This is a genomic window from Streptomyces sp. NPDC090108, from assembly GCF_044747185.1.
Taxonomy (GTDB): Bacteria; Actinomycetota; Actinomycetes; order Streptomycetales; family Streptomycetaceae; genus Streptomyces.
Window position 1 is genome coordinate 1 of sequence record NZ_JBIVDQ010000007.1, and the last position, 19895, is coordinate 19895.

14 protein-coding genes are annotated in these 19895 nt (G+C 73.2%); 5 read left to right on the top strand and 9 right to left on the bottom strand.

What is annotated here, in order from left to right; translation table 11 throughout:
• The first annotated feature begins 514 nt into the window (after window positions 1-514).
• Window positions 515-964: a PTS glucose transporter subunit IIA gene (locus tag ACIPRD_RS24050; protein WP_356411034.1), complete on the top strand. Its 450-nt coding sequence runs from the start codon at window positions 515-517 to the stop codon at window positions 962-964.
• Window positions 965-1113: 149 nt separating this feature from the next.
• On the top strand, window positions 1114-2784 hold the full coding sequence (gene ptsP / locus ACIPRD_RS24055; RefSeq protein ID WP_401565822.1) for a phosphoenolpyruvate--protein phosphotransferase: 1671 nt from the start codon (window positions 1114-1116) through the stop codon (window positions 2782-2784).
• A 95-nt stretch (window positions 2785-2879) separates the two neighbouring features.
• Here ptsP and ACIPRD_RS24060 read toward each other — a convergent pair whose 3' ends face one another.
• On the bottom strand, window positions 2880-3773 hold the full coding sequence (locus ACIPRD_RS24060) for a hypothetical protein (protein WP_401565825.1): 894 nt from the start codon (window positions 3771-3773) through the stop codon (window positions 2880-2882).
• 150 nt (window positions 3774-3923) lie between these two features.
• Between ACIPRD_RS24060 and ACIPRD_RS24065 the strand changes: the two genes are divergently transcribed.
• Window positions 3924-4268: a hypothetical protein gene (locus ACIPRD_RS24065; RefSeq protein ID WP_401565826.1), complete on the top strand. Its 345-nt coding sequence runs from the start codon at window positions 3924-3926 to the stop codon at window positions 4266-4268.
• A 31-nt stretch (window positions 4269-4299) separates the two neighbouring features.
• Here the strand turns inward: ACIPRD_RS24065 and ACIPRD_RS24070 are convergent, their stop codons facing one another.
• Entirely contained in the window at window positions 4300-6267 is a 1968-nt protein-coding gene (locus ACIPRD_RS24070; RefSeq protein WP_401565829.1) for an acetoacetate--CoA ligase, read from the bottom strand.
• Window positions 6268-6480: 213 nt separating this feature from the next.
• Here ACIPRD_RS24070 and ACIPRD_RS24075 point away from each other — a divergent pair, with 213 nt between their 5' ends.
• On the top strand, window positions 6481-8844 hold the full coding sequence (locus ACIPRD_RS24075; protein ID WP_401565832.1) for a glycoside hydrolase family 31 protein: 2364 nt from the start codon (window positions 6481-6483) through the stop codon (window positions 8842-8844).
• A 9-nt stretch (window positions 8845-8853) separates the two neighbouring features.
• Here the strand turns inward: ACIPRD_RS24075 and ACIPRD_RS24080 are convergent, their stop codons facing one another.
• The 6 genes from ACIPRD_RS24080 to ACIPRD_RS24105 are packed head-to-tail and all read right to left on the bottom strand — an operon-like array spanning window position 8854 to window position 17419.
• Window positions 8854-9390, bottom strand: a complete 537-nt coding sequence (locus ACIPRD_RS24080; protein WP_401565834.1) for an NUDIX domain-containing protein — start codon at window positions 9388-9390, stop codon at window positions 8854-8856.
• A 37-nt stretch (window positions 9391-9427) separates the two neighbouring features.
• A complete protein-coding gene (locus tag ACIPRD_RS24085; protein ID WP_356411055.1) occupies window positions 9428-10033 on the bottom strand; it encodes an ATP/GTP-binding protein in 606 nt (201 codons plus the stop codon).
• Window positions 10014-13649 carry a hydantoinase B/oxoprolinase family protein gene (locus ACIPRD_RS24090; protein WP_401565838.1) on the bottom strand — a complete coding sequence of 1212 codons (3636 nt, stop codon included), beginning with the start codon at window positions 13647-13649 and terminating at the stop codon, window positions 10014-10016. The genes ACIPRD_RS24085 and ACIPRD_RS24090 overlap by 20 nt, the downstream gene beginning before the upstream one ends.
• A gap of 24 nt (window positions 13650-13673) precedes the next feature.
• A complete protein-coding gene (locus ACIPRD_RS24095) occupies window positions 13674-14069 on the bottom strand; it encodes a DUF742 domain-containing protein (protein ID WP_401565841.1) in 396 nt (131 codons plus the stop codon).
• A gap of 9 nt (window positions 14070-14078) precedes the next feature.
• A complete protein-coding gene (locus ACIPRD_RS24100) occupies window positions 14079-14513 on the bottom strand; it encodes a roadblock/LC7 domain-containing protein (protein WP_356411061.1) in 435 nt (144 codons plus the stop codon).
• Window positions 14510-17419, bottom strand: a complete 2910-nt coding sequence (locus ACIPRD_RS24105) for a nitrate- and nitrite sensing domain-containing protein (RefSeq protein ID WP_401565843.1) — start codon at window positions 17417-17419, stop codon at window positions 14510-14512. The genes ACIPRD_RS24100 and ACIPRD_RS24105 overlap by 4 nt, the downstream gene beginning before the upstream one ends.
• 421 nt (window positions 17420-17840) lie before the next feature.
• Between ACIPRD_RS24105 and ACIPRD_RS24110 the strand changes: the two genes are divergently transcribed.
• A complete protein-coding gene (locus ACIPRD_RS24110; protein WP_356411067.1) occupies window positions 17841-18374 on the top strand; it encodes a hypothetical protein in 534 nt (177 codons plus the stop codon).
• 191 nt (window positions 18375-18565) lie between these two features.
• On the opposite strand, the gene ACIPRD_RS24115 is transcribed toward ACIPRD_RS24110, so the two are convergent.
• A complete protein-coding gene (locus tag ACIPRD_RS24115) occupies window positions 18566-19750 on the bottom strand; it encodes an NAD(P)/FAD-dependent oxidoreductase (RefSeq protein ID WP_401565846.1) in 1185 nt (394 codons plus the stop codon).
• Window positions 19751-19895: the final 145 nt, after the last annotated feature.

The following is a 19895-nucleotide window of genomic DNA, read 5'->3' on the forward strand; positions in this document are numbered from 1 at the left end:
CAAGGAACGGACGCTTCCTTTGTACTCACCCTCTCGGGCTTTCCTCCGGGCGCTTCCCTTCGGTCTTGCGTTTCCGACTCTATCAGATCGTTTTTGCGTCTGATTCCCAGTCAGGGGGGTTTGTCTTCCCGGCCCTTCGGCCGTTCCGACGTCCCAAACCTTAGCGGATCCTTCCGGCAGTTCCTAATCGGGGCCGCCGTGCTCCGTCGAGATCACATTCGGGCGCGCCGAATGACATCCCGGTCGGGAGATCGTGCTGGTGGTTGGGGTGCTGCTTTCGCAGCGGAGGTGCCACCACAGAACCGTTCGGCTCCGGGGCAGACAGAGAACACTACGGATCGGCCGGACCCCCGTCAACCCTCGCAGTCAAGATTTTTTGGTCCGGCACGGAGGCCGACGGGTTGCCGATGGAACCGCCACTTCATCCGGCACTGGCATACGCTGCTGATCAGTGCGCCGTCCGGGACAGGCAGTGACGGCTCGTGTGCAGCTCCACACCTTGGGAGGCTTTCCCATGACCACCGTGACGTCCCCTCTTGCCGGACGTGCCGTAGGGCTGGCCGCCGTGCCGGATCCCGTCTTCTCCGGAGCCATGGTCGGCCCGGGCACCGCGATCGACCCCGTGCGCGAGATCTGCGAGGCGGTGGCGCCGGTGGACGGAGTCATCGTCTCCCTCCACCCGCACGCCTTCGTGGTGGTGGACGAGAACGGCCGCGGCGTCCTCATCCACCTCGGTATCGACACGGTCCAGCTCAACGGCGAGGGCTTCGAGCTGCTCGTCAGCAAGGGCGACAGGGTCGCGCGCGGACAGGGCATCGTGCGCTGGAACCCCGCCGCCGTCGAGGCGGCCGGCAAGTCCGCCGTCTGCCCCGTGGTGGCGCTGGAGGCCACGGCGTCCTCTCTCTCCGCGCTCCGCGACAGCGGCGACGTGAAGGCGGGCGACAGCCTCTTCTCGTGGGACTGACCCGTGGGACGGAGGGGGCGGCCGTCGTAGGCGGACCGTGCGGGTGCCGTAGGTGACGGGAGCCGTCGAGGTGTGCGGCGCGGGTAAGTACCGGAGCAGGAGACAACCATCGCGGCGGCCGGCCCGCCGCACTATCGGGGACGGGTGAGATGGAGACAACGCTGCGAGGCGTCGGGGTGAGCCACGGTGTCGCGATCGGCGAGGTCAGGCGCATGGGGACGGCGGTGCTCGAACCGCCGACCGGGCGGATACCGGCGCAGGACGCGGAGCGGGAGCGGGGGCGGGCACGCCAGGCCGTGGACGCCGTGGCCGCCGACCTCACCACGCGCGGCGGGCTGGCCGGGGGCGACGCCCAGGCCGTGCTGGAGGCGCAGGCCATGATGGCCCAGGACCCCGAGCTGATGGCCGACGTGGAGCGGCGCGTCGCCGGCGGTGTCGCGGCGGCGCGGGCCGTGTACGACGCTTTCGCCTCCTACCGCGAACTGCTGGCGGGAGCGGGGGAATACCTCGCCGGCCGGGTGGCGGACCTCGACGACGTGCGCGACCGGATCGTCGCGCGGCTGATGGGTGTCCCGATGCCGGGTCTTCCGGACAGCGACAAGCCGTATGTGCTCGTGGCCCGGGATCTGGCGCCCGCCGACACGGCGCTGCTCGATCCCTCCCTGGTGCTGGGGTTCGTGACCGAGGAAGGCGGGCCGACCAGCCACAGCGCGATCCTGGCGCGGGCGCTGGGCGTGCCGGCGGTCGTGGCACTGCCGGACGCGGCCACGCTGGCCGAGGGTGCGGTGATCGCCGTCGACGGCGGCACCGGTGATGTCTTCGTCGACCCCGCCGAGGAGACGAAGGAGCGACTGGCGGCCGCCGACGCCGAGCGCAGGGCAGCGGTGGCCGGGTCCGCCGGGCCGGGGAGCACGGCCGACGGCTATCTGGTGCCGCTGCTGGCGAACGTCGGTGGTCCGACGGACGTAGCGGCCGCCGTGGAGGCCGGGGCCGAGGGTGTCGGTCTGTTCCGCACCGAGTTCCTGTTCCTGGACGACAGTGAGCACGCGCCGTCCGAGGAGAAGCAGGCGGAGGCCTACCGGCAGGTGCTGGAGGCGTTCCCCGAGGGCCGTGTCGTGGTGAGGGTGCTGGACGCGGGTGCGGACAAGCCGCTGGCGTTCCTCACCCCCGGCGATGAGCCGAACCCGGCGCTGGGCGTGCGGGGTCTGCGGTCCCTGATCGGCCACCCCGAGATCCTGCGGACGCAGTTGGCGGCGCTGGCGCGGGCGGCCGAGGGGCTGTCCGTCCGTCTCGAGGTCATGGCGCCCATGGTCGCGGACCGGGCGGACGCCAGGGCGTTCGCGCAGGCGTGCCGTGCGGCGGGGCTGCGGGCGAAGGTCGGGGCGATGGTGGAGATCCCGTCCGCCGCGCTGCGGGCACGGTCGGTGCTGCGGGAGGTCGAGTTCCTGTCGCTGGGGACGAACGACCTCGCTCAGTACACGTTCGCCGCGGACCGGCAGGTGGGTGCGGTGTCGCGGTTCCAGGATCCGTGGCAGCCCGCGCTGCTCGACCTGGTCGCGCTGTCCGCCGAGGCGGCGCGGGACGGCGGCGGGAGTTGCGGGGTGTGCGGTGAGGCGGCGGCCGATCCGCTGCTGGCCTGTGTGCTGACGGGTCTGGGGGTCACCTCCTTGTCCATGGGCTCGGCGTCGATCCCGTATGTGCGGGCGGCGCTGGCGCGGTACACGCTGGCGCAGTGCGAGCGGGCCGCCGCGGCCGCGCGTGCGGCGGACAGCGCCGAGGAGGCGCGTGCCGCGGCACGGGCGGTGCTCTCCGGGAAGTAGCGGGGGTGTGCTGCCGAGCCGGACCGGTACCGGAAGGACGGCTCGCGCAGGGATCGAGGGGCGTCCCGCTCACGGGTGGGACGCCCCTGGTGCTTTCAGTGGCGGTGTCCGTGGCCGGCTGTCTCCTCGCCCAGGTCGGGGGGTACGCAGTAGTCGACTCCTGACTCGGGCGGGATGGGCTCGCCCGAGTCGACGTCGGTGCAGTAGGCGTCGAAGACCTCGGCGGCGGTGAGGGGTTCGAGTCCGCCGGCGCGCAGCCGCCAGCCGTGGACACGGTCGCGGGCGCCGGGGGTGCTGGTGCGCATGACGAGGCCGCCGGGGCTGCGGGTGGCGAGGCCGAGGGCGAGGACGCTGGTGAATTCGAGTGCTTCGGCCTCGTCCAGTTCGATCCCGTCGGCGGTGTCCTGGTCGGCGTGCAGGACGGTGACGAGTGATTCGGGTGGTCCGGCGACGCTGCACACGAGGTGCCGGTCGCCGGGCGGGGCGGTGTCGAGGATGCGGACCAGGAGGTCGGCGGCGCGGACGAAGGCGGCGCGCCCGATGTCCTCGCCGCAGGTGGGGCAGGGGCCGAGGCGGGTCAGGAGGGTGGTGGCGTACTCCCAGGTGGCCTGTCGTACGGCTTCGTCGACGAGGGCGGGCAGGAGTGCGGTGAGGGGCCGGCCGTCGTAGGGGACGGTGGGGCCGTCGGCGGCGAGTTCCGCGGTGAAGCGGCTGCGGCTGGCCGGGGCCTCGGGATCGAGTCCGGTGTGCGCGCAGTAGGCGGCGTAACTCTGGGGGTCGAAGAGGGCGAGCGTGGTGTGGCTGCCCTGTGCGGCGCGGGACTTGAGCAGGGTCTCGATCTGCTGGAGGTAGGTGAGGTGGTCGTCGAAGGTGAAGCTGCGGTACTGCCGCATGGCGTGGAAGTCGTGTTCGTCGGTGAGCAGGCCGATGGTGCCGGCGATTTCGCGACGCAGGACGCGTCGCATGGCCCGCTGGTCGGTGTGCGCCATGTTTCCCCCTATGCGCGGTCGATCAGTGCTCACTCACCGTAACCGGCGGCACTGACAACGGGGTCCGCTGGAGGCGTTCACGGACGAGGCGGTGCTGGATTCCGCAGGTCAGGGCGATGGTGGTGCCGAAGAGGGCTGCTGCAGGAGACGGTGCTCGCCCTGCTGACGGACGAGGGCACGCGTGCGCTGGTGGCACGTGTGCGTGAGGAGTGCGCGGACCGTCGTACGGCGCTGCGGCGGGAGCCGGCCGTGCGGAACATCGCCTCGCACGGGGCGTGCGGGATGAACCTGTGGGTGCCGGTGCGCGACGCGTCCGCGGTGGTGAACGGGCTGCGGTCGTACGGCTGGTGGGTGGCCGCCGGGGCGCGGTTCCGGCCGGCCTCGGGACCGGGGGTCCGGATCTCGTCCGCGGGTCTGGCGAAGTCCGGGGCCGAGCGGCCGGCCCCGGACTTCGCCGCCGTGCTCGGTGAGTCCGAGGCCGCCTACGGGGGCTAGGGGGTGTCCCTTCGTGTGGTGTCCCTTCGTGTCAGGCGCGCTTGCGGGCCAGTTCCTCGTAGAAGCCCAGCAGGCCGAGGTCGTCGATCGACCCGGGGTTGACGGCCTTCTCCAGGGCGGTTCCCTGGAGGAGGCGCTTGACCGGGACCTCGATGCGCTTGCCGGTGAGGGTGTGCGGGACGCCGGGGACCTCGATGATCTCGTCGGGCACATGGCGGGGCGAGAGCTGTTGCCGGATGGCCGCCTTGATCCGGTCCTGGAGTTCCGCGTCGAGGACGGCACCGGGCGCCAGGTGGACGAAGAGGGGCATCCAGTAGCCGCCGTCCGGCTGCTCGATACCGATGACGAGGGACTCCTTGATCTCGGGCAGCCGCTCGACGACCTCGTAGATGTCGGCGGATCCCATGCGGACGCCCTGCCGGTTGAGAGTGGAGTCCGAACGGCCGTGGATGATCACGGAACCCCGTGAGGTGACCGTGATCCAGTCGCCGTGCCGCCACACCCCGGGGTAGGTGTCGAAGTAGCTGTCGCGGTAACGGCTGCCGTCGGGGTCGTTCCAGAAGCGGATCGGCATCGAGGGCATGGGGTTGGTGACGACCAGCTCGCCCACCTCGTCGACCAAGGGGGCGCCGGCCGGGTCCCAGGACTGCAGGTCGGTGCCGAGGCCGGCCGCCTGGAGCTCACCGGTGTACACCGGGAGGGTCGGCACGGCTCCCGCGAAGCAGGAGCAGACGTCGGTGCCCCCGCTGACGGAGGCGATCCACAGGTCCTCGCGGACCTCGTCGTGCAGCCAGCGGAACCCGTCGGGCGGCAGGGGGGAGCCGGTGGTGGCGACGCACCCGATCCGGGACAGGTCGAAGTCGCGCGAGGGGTGGACGCCGGCCTTGCGGCAGGCCATCACATAGGCGGCCGAGGTGCCGTACAGGGTGGCGCCGGTGCGTTCGGCGACCCGCCACTGGGCGCCGGTGTCGGGGTAGCCGGGGCTGCCGTCGTACAGGACGACCGTCGTTCCGGTGAGCAGGCCGGAGACGAGGAAGTTCCACATCATCCAGCCGGTCGAGGTGTACCAGAAGAAACGGTCCTCGGGCCCGAGGTCGCAGTGCAGGCCGAGCTGCTTGAGGTGCTCGACGAGGATGCCGCCCTGGGACTGCACGAGGGCCTTGGGCAGCCCGGTCGTACCGGACGAGTACAGCACCCACAACGGGTGTTCGAACGGGACCTGCTCGAAGACGGGCTCGGTGTCGGCCGCCGTGAGCGCCCGCCATTCGAGTGCGCCGTCGGGCGCCTCGGTGCCGAGGAGCGGGATGTGGACGACGGCGCGCAGGCTGGGCAGTTCGCGGCGCAGTTCGGCGACGGTCTCGCGGCGGTCGTGCTCCTTGCCGCCGTAGCGGTAGCCGTCGACGGTGAACAGGACGACGGGTTCGACCTGCTGGAAGCGGTCGAGGACGCTGCGGGCGCCGAAGTCGGGGGCGCAGGAGGTCCACACGGCGCCCACGGCGGCCGTGGCCAGCAGGGCGACGACGGCCTCCGGGATGTTCGGGAGGTAGCCGCTGACGCGGTCGCCGGGGCGCACGCCGAGGGCGCGCAGTTCCGCGGCCAGCGAGCCGACCTGGCGGCGCAGTTCGGCCCAGCTCACCGGGCGTGGTTCGTGGGTCTCGTCGACGTACAGCAGGGCGGGTTCGTCCGCGCGGTCGGCGGCGGCCCGCAGGGCGTGCTCGGCGTAGTTGAGGGTGGCACCGGGGAACCACTGGGCGCCGGGCATCGAGCGGTCGCCGAGCACACGCGTGCAGGGCGCCGAGAAGCGCACGCCGAAGAACTCCGTGACGGCCTTCCAGAACGTCTCCATCTCGTCGACGGACCACCGGTGCAGGGCGGGATAGCCCCCTTCGGCCGGCGCGCCGTGGCACTCGGCGGCCCACGCCTGGAACTCGGTGATGCGGGCCTGGGCGATCCGCTCGGGGTCGGGCTGCCAGAGCGGCTGGGGGTTCGCGTGCGACATGGGGCGGCTCCCGGGCTGTGCGCGTCGTGTGCGTCGGTCCGCGCACGGGCTGGGGTGTGCGCGTGACGCGGCTGACAGGGACGATGCCATGTGATCGACTTCTGCACCAGGGTTCGCCCCACACACTGAGCGGCGCGCCGATGTGGTCGCGGCACGGTGAACGGCAGTTGAACGACACACGCGCGTGGGGCGTCGAGTGGCAGGGTGAACAGCATGGACGGTCGTGACCTGGTGCGTTCGGTGAGTGGGGTCGGTTCGGGGCGGGCGGCCCAGGGGTTGCGCACCGTGCGGTCCGCGTGGCGCAGAAGGCGCATCGACGCCGCCGGGCTGCCGCCGCGGGGCACGGAACGGGCACGGATCCCGGGGCAGGTGGTGGGCGCGGAGCCGGGGCCCGGGGGCGGGGTGATCCGGTTCGCGCGCTCCGAGCTGCGGATCACCGTCGCGGTCAACGGGGCCGTGTTCCGGGGCTGGGACGGGGCGGCGCCGCAGCCGTCGTACGCGCTGGCCGGAAAGTCTCCCGAGCCGGACCTGCGGGCGGTGCTGGAGCCGGACAAGGACGGCGGCTGGCGGGTCGTGTCGGAGCGGGCGACCGTCGTCGTCTCCCGGCACGGGGAGGTGCAGGTGTGCACCCCCGGCGGGGTGATGCTGCGGCGGGATCTGCCGCCGCGCTGGTGGGAGGCGGACGGCGGGGGTCCGGCGCGGTGGATGCAGCGGTCCGAGGTGGCGGCGGACGCCCGCTTCTTCGGGCTGGGCGCCCGCGCGTCCGGGCCGCGGCTGCGGGACGGCACGTACCGGCTGTGGAACACCGACCCGGGCCGCGCGTTCGGTCCGGGCGACGATCCGCTGTACCTGACGATGCCGGTCCAGCTGGTGGTGGCCGACGCCGCGGCGCATCTGGTGTTCCACGACAGCACGTGGGACGGCACGGTCGTCCTGCGGGAGGGTGAGGAGGGCGCCGGCTCGGGGCACGACCGGCCGGGCCGCTCCGAACTGCGGATGGACGGCGGTCCGCTGCGCGGCTGGGTGATGGTCGGTACCCCCGCGCGCGTGCTGCACACGTGGGCGTCGCTGACGGGGGCGCCGGCGCTGCCGCCGGCCTGGGCTCTGGGCCATCAGCACGCGCGGTGGGATCTCGGCGACGAGCAGGAGGTGCGGCGTCTCGTCGAGGGGTACAAGGAGCGCGGTGTGCCGCTGGACGCCGTCCACCTGGACGTCGGCCATCACCAGGACGGCCAGGCGTTCACGGTCGACCAGGACCGCTTCCCGAAACTGCCGGGGCTCGCCGAGGAGCTGCGCCAGGACGGCATCCGGCTGGTGTCGGCCGTCGGTCCGGCGGTGCGGGCGGTGCCGGGTGACGCGGTGTACGACGGCGGTTCGGCCGTGGACGCCTTCGTGCGGGACGCCTCGGGCAGGACCGTGCGCGGGGAGGCGTGGGCCGGCGAGTCGGTCTTCCCGGACTTCACGCACGCGCGGGTGCGTGCGTGGTGGGGCGGTCTCTACCGGGAGCGGCTGGAGCAGGGCTTCGCGGGCTTCCGGCACGAGATGGACGAGCCGACGTCGTTCACGGCGTTCGGTGAGACGACGCTGCCGCGTTCGGCCCGGCACGATCTGGAGGGCCGCGGCGGCGACCACCGTGAGGCGCACAACGTGTACGCCCTCTGCATGGCGCGGGCCGCCGGCGAGGGGCTGCGCGAGCTGTCGCCGGAGGAGCGGCCGTTCGTGCTCTCGCGGTCCGGCTGGGCGGGCATGCAGCGTTACGGGGGTACCTGGTCGGGGGACGTGGCGTCCGGCTGGCCGGGGCTGCGGGCGTCGCTGTCGCTGGTGCTGGGGCTCTCGCTGTGCGGGGTGCCGTACTCGGGCCCGGACATAGGAGGCCGCGACGGGAGTCCGTCCCCGGAGCTCTATCTGCGGTGGTTCCAGCTCGGCGCCTATCTGCCGCTGTTCCGCACGCACGCGGGCGTGCGGTCCGGGCACCGGGAGCCCTGGGAGTTCGGTCCGCGGGTGCTGGAGCACGCGCGCGCGGCGGTGCTCGAACGCAGGCGGCTGCTGCCGTACTTCGTCTCGCTGGCGCATCTGGCCCGGCGCACCGGCGCGCCCTATGTACGGCCGCTGTGGTGGGGGGCGCCGGAGGACCGCGCGCTGCGCGACTGCGGGGACGCGTTCCTGCTCGGCGACAGCCTGCTGGTGGCGCCGGTGCTGGACCCGGGGGCCGACCGGCGGGCGGTGCGGCTGCCCCGGGGCCGCTGGTACGACACGGCGACCGGGCGGGCGTACGAGGGGCCGGCGCAGATTCTGGCCGACGCGCCGCTGTCGCGGATCCCGGTGCTCGCGCGCGCGGGTTCCGTGCTGCCGGTGCGCGGTGCGGACGGCGGGACCGAACTGGAGGTGTGGGCCCCGGCCCGGGGACGGACCGGGGGCGGGCTGGTGGTCCTGGAACCGGCCGACGGCCGTGGCGAACCGGAGATCGAGCGCTACACCGTCCGCCGGCAGGGCGCGGAGGTGGTGGTCACCCGGGAGCGGGAGGGCGGGGGCACGGGTGAGCCGTCCCGGCCGGTGCGGATACGGGGCCTCGGCTGAGCGAGCGGCTCAGACGTAGCGTCCCTCGAAGAAGGCGCGCGCTGCCACGGTGTGCAGCGGGAAGGCGAGTTCCTCGGGCCGGCGGAGCAGGTGCCAGCCCTCGGTCTCGTCCGTCGCGGCGGACGGCGGCAGGCTCTCGGCCGGGCGTTCCGGCAGGAGTCCGAAGAGCAGCAGATGCCCGTCGGGGGAGCTCAGCGCGTCGGCGAGGCGGACGTCGCGGGCGGCCGCCTCGATGCGCGTCTCCTCCCACAGTTCGCGCACGGCCGCGTGCCGCCAGTCCTCGCGGTCGTCGACGTAGCCGCCGGGCAGCGCGACGCCGCCGCGCGCGGGGGCGACGGTCCGGGTGATGACGACCAGGGCGGTGCCCCGGCTGTCGTACACCGGCTGCAGCGCGACCGCGACGGGCAGCGGATTGCGGTAGGCGGCGGCCCCGCAGGACGGGCAGGTGCGCGGCCAGCCGGAGACGTCCGGCCCGTAGGGCGTGCCGCAGCTCGAACAGTGGCTGCCAGGGCCGGAGTTGGGAGTTGTCTGCTGAATGTCGGACACGCGCGGACTGTATCCGATGGAGGGACGGGGCGGTCGGTCAGGTCGTCACGGCCTGGCGGCGCTCGGCCGCGTACTCCATCGCGTGCCGGACGACGCCGATGAGGACCTCCTTGACCGACTCCCGGTCCCGGGCGTCGCACAGCAGCAGTGGCACGTCCTCGTCCAGGTCGAGGGCCTTGCGGACCGTGTCGACCGGGTAGCGCGCGGCGCCCTCGAAGCAGTTGACGCCGACGACGAAGGGTATGGAGCGCCGCTCGAAGTAGTCGATGGCGGCGAAGCAGTCCTCCAGGCGGCGGGTGTCGGCGAGGACGACGGCGCCGAGCGCGCCCTCGGACAGCTCGTCCCACATGAACCAGAAGCGTTCCTGGCCGGGCGTGCCGAACAGGTACAGGACGAGACCCTCGCGCAGGGTGATCCGGCCGAAGTCCATGGCCACGGTGGTGGTGTTCTTGCCCTCCACACCGCTGACGTCGTCGACCGGGCGTCCTGCCTCGGTCAGCAGCTCCTCGGTGCGCAGCGGCCTGATCTCGCTGACCGCGCCGACGAGGGTCGTCTTGCCCACGCCGAAGCCGCCGGCCACCAGGATCTTGAGCGTGACGGGCTCGACCGGGGGCTTGCCGCGCTCAGATCGCTCGAAGACCATCGCTCTGTTCTCCTGCTCGGTGTGGGCCGGGGGACGGCGGGCCGTAGCCGCCGCCACCGGGGGTTTCGATGACGAGTACATCTCCGGGAGCGACGTCGGCCGTGCCGCTCCCGCCGAGTTCGGTGACCGTTCCGTCGGCCCGCTCCACCCGGTTGGCACCGAGTGCGCCGGGTTCGCCGCCCGCCATGCCGTAGGGCGGCACGCGGCGGTGCTGGGAGAGCGTGGAGACGGTCATGGGTTCCAGGAAGCGGAGACGGCGTACGGCGCCGTCGCCGCCCCGTGTGCGTCCGGCGCCGCCGCTGCCCCGCCGGATCGCGAACTCCTCGACCCTGACGGGCAGCCGCCACTCCAGGATCTCGGGATCGGTGAGCCGCGAGTTGGTCATGTGGGTCTGCACGGCGTCGGCGCCGTCGAAGCCGTCGCCCGCTCCGGATCCGGAGGCGACGGTCTCGTAGTACTGGTGGCGTTCGTTGCCGAAGGTGACGTTGTTCATGGTCCCGGAACCCTCGGCCTGGACGCCCAGCGCGGCGTACAGGGCTCCGGTGACGGCCTGGGAGGTCTCGACGTTGCCGGCGACGACGGCGGCGGGCGGCTCGGGGGCGAGCATCGAGCCGGACGGTACGACGATGTCCAGGGGGCGCAGGCAGCCGTCGTTGAGCGGGATGTCGTCGTCGACGAGGGTCCGGAAGACGTACAGGACGGCCGCGTTCACCACCGAGAAGGGTGCGTTGAAGTTGGTGCCGAGCTGGGCGGAGGTTCCGGTGAAGTCGACGCGCGCGCGGCGTGCCGCCCGGTCGACGCGCACGGCGACCCGGATGACCGCGCCCGCGTCGGTCTCGTAGGCGTACTCCCCGTCGTCCAGGGAGTCGATGACGCGGCGCACCGCCTCCTCCGCGTTGTCCTGCACGTGCCGCATGTACGCCTGGACGACGTCGAGGCCGAACTCCTCGATCATGCGGCCCACTTCGTCGGCGCCCTTGCGGTTGGCGGCGATCTGGGCGCGCAGGTCGGCGAGGTTGGTGCGGACGTTGCGGGAGGGGTACGGGGCCTCGGTGAGCAGACGGCGGGTCTCCTCCTCGCGGAACCGACCGTTCTCGGTGAGCAGCCAGTTGTCGAAGAGGACGCCCTCCTCGTCGATGGTGCGGCTGTGGGCGGGCATGGAGCCGGGGGCGATGCCGCCGATCTCGGCGTGGTGGCCGCGTGAGGCGACGTGGAAGAGGATCCGGGGCTCACTCTCCGTGCCGGCGGCGGGGCCGGTGCCGAACACGGGGGTGATCACGGTGACGTCGGGCAGGTGGGTGCCGCCGTGGTACGGGTCGTTCACGGCGTAGGTGTCGCCGGGGCGCATCGAGGTGCCGCGGCGGCGGATGACCTCCTTGACGCTGGTGCCCATGGAGCCCAGGTGGACGGGGATGTGGGGGGCGTTGGCCACCAGGTTCCCGTCCGGGTCGAACAGGGCGCAGGAGAAGTCCAGGCGCTCCTTGATGTTGACGGACTGGGCGGTGGACTCCAGCCGGGCGCCCATCTGCTCGGCGATCGACATGAAGAGGTTGTTGAAGACCTCGAGCAGGACGGGGTCGACTTCCGTACCGGCTTCGGAACTCTCCGTGACCGTGGTGCGTTCCATGAGCAGATGCCCCTCGTCGGTCGCCGCGGCCCGCCAGCCGTCGTCGACGACGGTGGTGGCGCCGGCCTCGGCGATGACCGCCGGGCCGGTGACGGTGTCGCCGGGGGGCAGGGCCTCGCGGCGGTGGAGGGGTGCGTCGCGCCAGGCACCGCCGCTGTACAGGCGGACGGTGCCGGGAGCGGCGGGGCGGCCCTGGTAGGGGGCGAGGGCGGAGAGGTCGGGGGGTGCGGTGATGCCGGTGGCTTCCACGGAGAGGGCTTCGACGACGACCGGGCGGTCCAGGGTGAAGGAGAAGGTGGCGCGGTGACGTTCCTCGAAGGCGCGCTTCATCGCGTCGGGTTCCGTCAGCTCGACGGTGAGCGCGGTGTCGGTTCCGTCGTAACGCAGTTGGGCGCGGCGGACGGCCTCGACGCGGTCCGGGGGGACGCCCTCGGCGAGGAGTTCGGCGCGGGCGGCCTCCTCCAGGCCGTCGGCCGTCTCGCGCAGACCGCGCATGGCGGAGGGCTCCAGGGGGACCTCGGCGGACTGTTCGCGCATCGCGGTGGTGTCGGCGAGGCCGATGCCCAGCGCGGAGAGGACTCCGGCCATGGGGGGTACGAGGACGGTGCGGATGCCGAGCGAGTCGGCGACCCGGCACGCGTGCTGGCCGCCCGCGCCGCCGAAGGTGGTGAGGGCGTAGCGGGTGACGTCGTGACCCTGCTGGACGGAGATCCGTTTCACGGCGTTGGCGATGTCGGCGACGGCGATCCGCAGGTATCCCTCGGCCACCTGTTCCGGGGTGCGGTCGTCACCGGTCCGGTCGCGGATCTCGCGGGCGAGGGCGGTGAACCGGTCGCGGACGAGCGCGCCGTCCAGGGGCTGGTCGCCGCCGGGTCCGAACACCGCGGGGAAGTGGCCGGGCTGGATCCGGCCGAGCATGACGTTGGCGTCGGTGACGGTGAGCGGGCCGCCCGCGCGGTAGCAGGCCGGACCGGGGTCGGCTCCGGCGGAGTCGGGTCCGACGCGGTAGCGGGAGCCGTCGAAGTGCAGGACCGAGCCGCCGCCCGCCGCGACGGTGTGGATGTCCAGCATGGGCGCGCGCAGGCGGACACCGGCGATCCGGGTGGTGAAGACCCGCTCGTAGGCGCCGGCGAAGTGGGAGACGTCGGTGGAGGTGCCGCCCATGTCGAAGCCGATGACACGGTCGAGACCGGCGCGCTGCGACATGCGGGCCATGCCGACGATGCCGCCGGCCGGTCCGGAGAGGACGGCGTCCTTGCCGCGGAACCGCCCGGCCTCGGTCAGGCCGCCGTTGGACTGCATGAACATCAGCCGCACGTCGTGCAGTTCGTCGGCGACCTGGCGCACGTACCGGCGCAGCACGGGCGACAGATAGGCGTCGACGACGGCGGTGTCGCCACGCGGGACGAGTTTCATCAGGGGGCTGACCTCGCTGGACAGCGAGATCTGCGGGAAGCCGACACGCTCGGCGAGGTCACCGACGGCGCGTTCGTGCGCGGGATGGAGGTGGCTGTGCAGGCAGACGACGGCGACCGCGCGGATCCCGTCGTCGTAGGCCTGCCGCAGGGGACCTTCGAGCGCGGCCAGGTCGGGAGCGCGCAGCACGGTGCCGTCGGCGGCGATGCGCTCGTCGACCTCGGCCACGCGCTCGTACAGCGGCTCGGGCAGTTCGATGTGGCGGGCGAAGATGCGGGGGCGGTTCTGGTAGGCGATCCGCAGGGCGTCACGGAAGCCGCGGGTGACCACCAGGAGGGTGCGCGCCCCGTCCCGTTCCAGCAGCGCGTTGGTGGCGACCGTGGTGCCCATGCGGACGGCGTCGACGGGCTCCCGGGAGTCCGCGAGGAGTCCGGTGACGCCGGCGACGGCCGCGTCGGCGTACGCGGGGCTGTCCGAGAGCAGCTTGTGCGTGAGCAGGCTGCCGTCCGGGCGGCGCGCGACGATGTCGGTGAACGTCCCGCCCCGGTCGACCCAGAACTGCCAGCCAGTCACGTCATTGCTCCGCTTCCGCGCCGGTCACAGCGCCCGAAGGCCGTTGATCACGTCGCGCAGAATACTCTCGTCCGGCAGCTCCGCCGGGGGTACGGGACGCGTCACATGGACGAGTTCCGCGTGCTCGAGGTCGCCGACGAGGACGCGGACCACCCCGACGGGCAGGTCGAGTTCCGCGGCGATCTCCGCGACGGACTGCGGTTCCGCGCGGCAGAGCCCGACGATGTGCACGTGTTCCGGGCCCAGCGTCGGGTCCGCCTCCGGGTCGCCGGCGTCGGGCTCCGTGGCGACGACCGCGATCAGGTCAAGCCGGTGCTGGCCGGGACCCGTGGTGCGGCCACGGGTCATGGCGTACGGCCGGACGACCGGTCCTGCCTCGTCGTCGAACCAGTGGCTGTCTGCCTGACCGTCGCCGCTCATGCCGTCGCACTACCCGCCCGCGGAGAGATCGGTGCGCGGCGCGGCGCCCAGGTGCACACCGACCCGCTTCACCAGGAGCGTCATCTCGTAGGCGACCTGCCCGACGTCGGAGTCGGCGTCCGAGAGGACCGCGAGGCAGCTGCCGTCACCCGCCGCGGTGACGAACAGGAAGGCGTCGTCGAGCTCCACGACGGTCTGCCGGACGCTGCCCGCCTCGAAGTGGCGGCCGACGCCCTTGGCGAGGCTGTGGAAGCCGGACGCGACCGCGGCCAGGTGCTCGCTGTCCTCCCGGGTCAGGTCCTTGGACAGGCCGGTGGCAAGGCCGTCGCCGGAGAGCACGACGGCCTTGCGGATGCTGGCCACCCGCTCGACGAGTTCGTCGAGGAGCCAGTTCAGTTCCAGCTTCTTGGTGTCCGTGTGGTCGGTCGCCTTTGGTGCGGTCATCGACCGTCCCCCTTATTGGTTCCTTGTGCTGTGCCATTGCGGGCTCGGTCGCCCGTGGCGTTCTCCTCGCGGCCGCGCTGCCAGCCGCGCTGGAGCGAGGCCATACGGCTGCGGACCTCGTCGGCGTCGCGATCGGCGGTCCGGTCCGCGGGTTCGGGGCGTCGCGCCGGCTGCTGCTTGAGCTGCGGGGCGAGGCTGGCCTGTCGTACCCGCCGGGGCAGCGGCCCGAGGCCCGGTCCGGGCTCCGGGGACGCTTCGCCTGCGGGCGGGGTTCCGCCGCCGGTGGGCGGGGTTCCGTCGCTGCCGTCGGCTTCGGCGGTCGTGGTGGTGGTGCGGGTGCGCCGGGGCAGGGCCGGGCTCCCCGTGGGCTCCGCGGTCTCCGCGGTCTCGGTGGCCCGGGCGCTGCCGGAGTCCGCGGCGGTCCGGTGCGCGCGGGCGGCAGGGGTCTTCGGGGTCTCGTCCGTGCGGTGGGCGGGTCCGATGCTTGCCCGGCCGGTGTCACCGCGTCGGCGGGCGGGCAGCGGAGCCAGTCCTTCGGTGTCGGCCGGGAGCGGGCTCTCGGCGGTCTTCCCGTCAGGGGTTCCGCGCCGGGTGCGCTGGTCGGTGACGGGCCTGCCGTGTGAGCTGACCAGCTTGGGCGCCTGCCGGCGGGGCAGGGGGACGAGTCCGCCCGCGGGGCGGCCGGAGTCCTCGTCGTCGTGGCGCCGGCCGGCCGGGCGGCGGGCCTGTTCGGGGCTCCGGGGCGTGTCGTGGTCGTCGGCGGGGGCGAGGGAGCGCCGGGGGAGGAACAGTCCGCGTTCGCTCTCCTCGTCCGGCAGGGCGCCGGGGAACTCCTCGATGCCGCCGAGGCCGAGGGGGGACTCCAGTTCGACGGGTCCGTCGAGCAGGGAGGTGGTCAGGCCGGGTGCCTGCGGCAGGGCCGGTGAACGGCCGGCGGCGCGGCCCGCCCGCGGGTCGGACTCCTTCGGGGCGCGGACCCGGTCGAGGCGGAAGCCGACACCGTTGGTGTCCGGGACGTCGTCGGTCAGCAGCGCGTCGGGGATGAAGACGATGGCGGTCGTGCCGCCGTAGGGCGACGGCTGGAGGGAGACGCGGACGTTCTGCCGCCGGGCGAGGCGGCTGACGACGAACAGGCCGAGCCTGTCGGTGTCGGAGAGCTCGAACTCGGGGGTCTCGGCGAGCCGGAGGTTGGCGTCGAGCAGGGCCTCGGCCGTCATGCCGAGCCCGCGGTCGTGGATCTCCAGGGTGAAGCCGTTGGCGACGTTCTCACCGATGACCTGGACGGCGGTGTGCGGGGGTGAGAACACGGTGGCGTTCTCCAGGAGTTCGGCCACCAGGTGGGTGAGGTCGGCGACGGCCGGTCCGATGACGGCGGTGCGGGGCAGGCGCCGCACCTCGACCCGCTCGTAGTCCTCGACCTCGGCGACGGAGGCGCGGACGACGTCCATCAGCTGCACGGGGCGGCGCCACTGCCGCGACGGCGCGGCGCCGGAGAGGATCACCAGGCCCTCGGCGTGCCGGCGCATCCGGGTGGTGAGGTGGTCGAGGCGGAAGAGGTCGGCGAGCTCGTCGGTGTCCTCGGTCCTGCGCTCCATGGTGTCCAGCAGGGTGAGCTGCTTGTGCAGCAGCACCTGGCTGCGGCGGGCGAGGTTGACGAAGACCTCGGAGACGCCGGACCGCAGTTCGGCCTGCTTGACGGCGGCCTCGACTGCGGCCCGCTGGAGGGTGTTGAGGGCCCGGCCGACCTCACCGATCTCGTTCTTGTCGTACTCCAGCCGGGGTGCCTCGGTCTCGATGTCCACCTGCTCGCCGGCGGACAGGCGGCGCATCACCCCGGGCAGCCGCACCCCGGACGCCTCGTGGGCGTCCAGGCGCAACTGCCGCAGGTCGCGGACGAGAGCGCGGCCGACGCGTACGGAGACCACGAGGGAGAACAGGAGGGCGACGAGGCCGAGGACGCCGGCGACCGCGGCCTGCGCGATGACGCCGACGGCCACGGGCCGCACCCGGTCCTGGAACCGGTCGCCGGCCTGGTCGTCGAGCTTGCCGAGTTCACGCAGGACGCCCGCCGCGTCGGAGTCCCAGCCCTCGGCGGTGACGCGGCGCGGGGTTCCCGGTCCGGAGTCGACGACGGACTGTTCGGCGGCGCGGAGCGGGGTGGTGGCGGCGTCGGCCCAGAAGCGCTCGTAGCGGTCCCGCTCGGCCGAGGGCAGCAGCGGCAGATTGATGTCGTACAGCAGGGTGCGCTGGGCGACGAGGTCGGAGACGGTCCGGATCTCGTCGGTGGTGAACCGGCCCACCACGAGCGAGGAGCCGAGCAGGGCGTCCTCGCGGGCGAGGAGTTCACGGGCGCGGATCACGTTCACCAGGGCGGCCGCCTGGGTGTTCATCTGGACGTCGTCGATGTTGTCGAGGGCCGCGAGCAGGGAGAAGCACGGGTCGACGAGCCGGTTGTAGAGGTCATAGGCCTGTTCACGGCTGACGGTGCGCTTCTCGACGCTGCCGCGCAGGGACTCGACGCCCTCGAAGGCGTCGAGGACGGTGGTCAGGCGCTCCCTGTCGTCCGGTCCCATGCTGTCGACGACGCTGTGGTCCCGGGCGTTCTGCCGGATCCTCGTGACGGCGCGGTCGGTGGCGGTGCGGGTGCGGCGCAGCGCGGAGAGCGCGTCGGCGGCCCGTGGGTCGGCGAGGTACACGAGGGCCTGGCGGCGCTCCTGCTGCAGATCGCGGACCGTGTCCTCGGTGGGATAGCCGATGTTCTGGACGACATCGGAGACGTGGAGGAGCCTGGCGGCGTCGCGCCCCGTGAGCACCGTGGCGAAGCCCCAGATGGCGGCCAGCGACAACAGCGGCACGAGAAGCAGCGCCACGATCTTCCGGCGGATCGACTTCCCGCGAAAGCGCATGGCCTCCCCCAGCTCGACCCCCGCCGGCCGGGGGTGCGCGTGTCCGTCAACAAACGGCGCGAGCCTACTACCGCCTCGGACGTAACTCGAAGACCTGTCCGGAAGGTGAACTTCCGTATCGGCCATGGGAGATGACCAGTTGTCCGGGCATTGCGGGAGATTGCCGCCGCCAGTTGTGCGGCTGCGGGGAGAACCTACGAAGAAGTATGGACAACTCGTTGGCCGGAATTTTTCGGAGTTCGGGAATCTTGGCGGCACTCCGTGCGTCCTACTCGATGGGAGATGGGGGCGGAATCGGCCACAGGTGCCGTATCCCGCACCTCAGCGGCGTAATTGAGCGCAAGCCGGGCAGCCACTGGGGAGCCGGAGTCTTCGGACACCGGAAGTGAGCGGTCTGCCGGCGGTGGGGAGTGACACGGTGATGGGCACGGAACGCCGAGAGGCGCCCGAGAACAGCGTGACGGAGCACTCGGCGGCACGAGGGGAGCACGAGGGACGGTCCGATCGCGGCACCGCGGTGCGCGCGGACGCCGGGGAGTTCCACGGCGTCCCGCAGCAGCAGTCGTACCGGCAGCTGTGGGTGGAGGAGCCCGCGCGGCGGTACCGGCTGCCGGATCCTGTGCGTACGGCCGCGGTGCGGGCGGTTCTGATCGGCTCGGTGACGCTGATCGCGGCCATGGTGGCCTTCCTGTGCGCCATGGCCGGGTCGTGGCTGGCGTTCCCGATGATGATCGGCAGCGTGGCGGCGACGGTGGTGGCCACCTGGTCGGCGGTCGACGTGTGGGTCACCCGCCAGGTGTGGCGCCAGCGGTACGGCGTGGTCTCCGAGCCGAGCAGCACGGCACGTTCACTGCGCCGCGAGCGTCGTACGGCCCGGCGGCGGGAGCGGGCCGCGCAGCGCGACGAGAAGCGGATACGCGGGCGGGGCGGCGCCGGGCAGCTGTCGCACTCGTGAGACCGGGACGGCCGGGTGACGGCCCCGCACGCGGCCTCGGGACAACGCCGGATGGCTGTCGCGTGACCTAGAGGCGGAGCCGGGCAGAGGTCGTATGACGTCGGGACGGCCGGGCACACCGCCCGGCACGTCCGCGGCAGCGGCCGCAAGGCAGAGTCGGCACGGCCGGCCCCGCGAGGCGGTGCTCGCGCTCAGGGGACGACCGGGGCCACCGCGTTCCGCTCCCGGGCGAGTTCACGCCGGGCGCGTGTGAAGAGGCGGGGGCGGTCCACCGCGAGAACGGCGACCGTCCGTCCGTCCCGCTCGTAGCGGGCGAGGAAGCCGCTGGTCCCGGGGCCGTCGTCGCCGGTGCCGCCGTCCACGACGCGGACGGTGTCGCCGGCACGGCGCCGCCCCGCGAACTGGATGCGGGAGCCGTACTGGTCGGACCAGAAGTAGGGCACGGCGCGGACGGTCTCCACCGTGCGGCCCGCGAGCAGATTGGCCACGGCGACCCGGGGCTGCTCCGTGGCGGAGGTCCAGTGCTCGGCACGGGTGCCGCCGACACGCGCGACGTCACCGACGGCGACCACCTGGGGCAGCGCGGTCGCACAGCCGTCGTCGCAGAGCACCCCGTCGTGCAGGTCGAGCGGCGAACCCGCCAGCCAGGCGGTGTTCGGGACGGTGCCGATGCCGACGATCACGATGTCGGCCGGCAGGGTGCGGCCGTCGGCGAGGCCGACCCCGGTGACGGCGGTCGCGCCCCGCAGGCCGGTCACGCCGGTGCCGGTGACCAGGTCCACACCGCCACGGCGGTGCAGCGCGGCGCACACGGCGGCCATCTCCGCCCCGAGTTGCGGCAGCATCGGCAGCGGTGCGGCTTCCACGACCGTGACCGCATGGCCGAGCGCCGCGCACGAGGAAGCGGTCTCGGCGCCGATGAAGCCTCCCCCGATGACGACGACCCGGCGCGGTCCGGCGACGAGACCGGCACGCAGGGCGCGCGCGTCGTCCAGGGTGCGCAGGGTGTGCACCCCCGCGGGGCGGGCGCCGGGGAGCCTCCGGGCCGCGGCGCCGGTGGCGATCACCACGCCGTCGGTGGACAGCGCGCGGCCGTCGTCCAGGAGCACCGCGCGGCCGCGGGCGTCGAGTCCGCGGGCACGTACGCCGAGCAGCCACTCGGCGTCGAGTCCGGCGCTCTCTTCCGGGCCGGTGAGGGCGAGGCGGTCCTCGTCGGCGTCCTCGGTGAGGAAGTCCTTGGAGAGAGGAGGGCGGTCGTAGGGACGGTGGGGTTCCTCGCCGACGACGACCAGCCGCCCGTCGAACCCCTGGGCGCGCAGTGCGCGGGCGGCGTACACACCGGACAGGGAGGCACCGACGACGGTCACGGTCCTCATACGGCACGGCTCCTCGTGTGAGGCGGGGCGGGGTCGATGCGGCCTGTGGGGCGGACGGGGTCCGCAGGGCGGAGTCGGGTGGCCGGGCCGATCAGGTGGGCCGGGCCGATCAGGTGGGCCGGGCCTGTCCGAGGGGGCGAGGCGC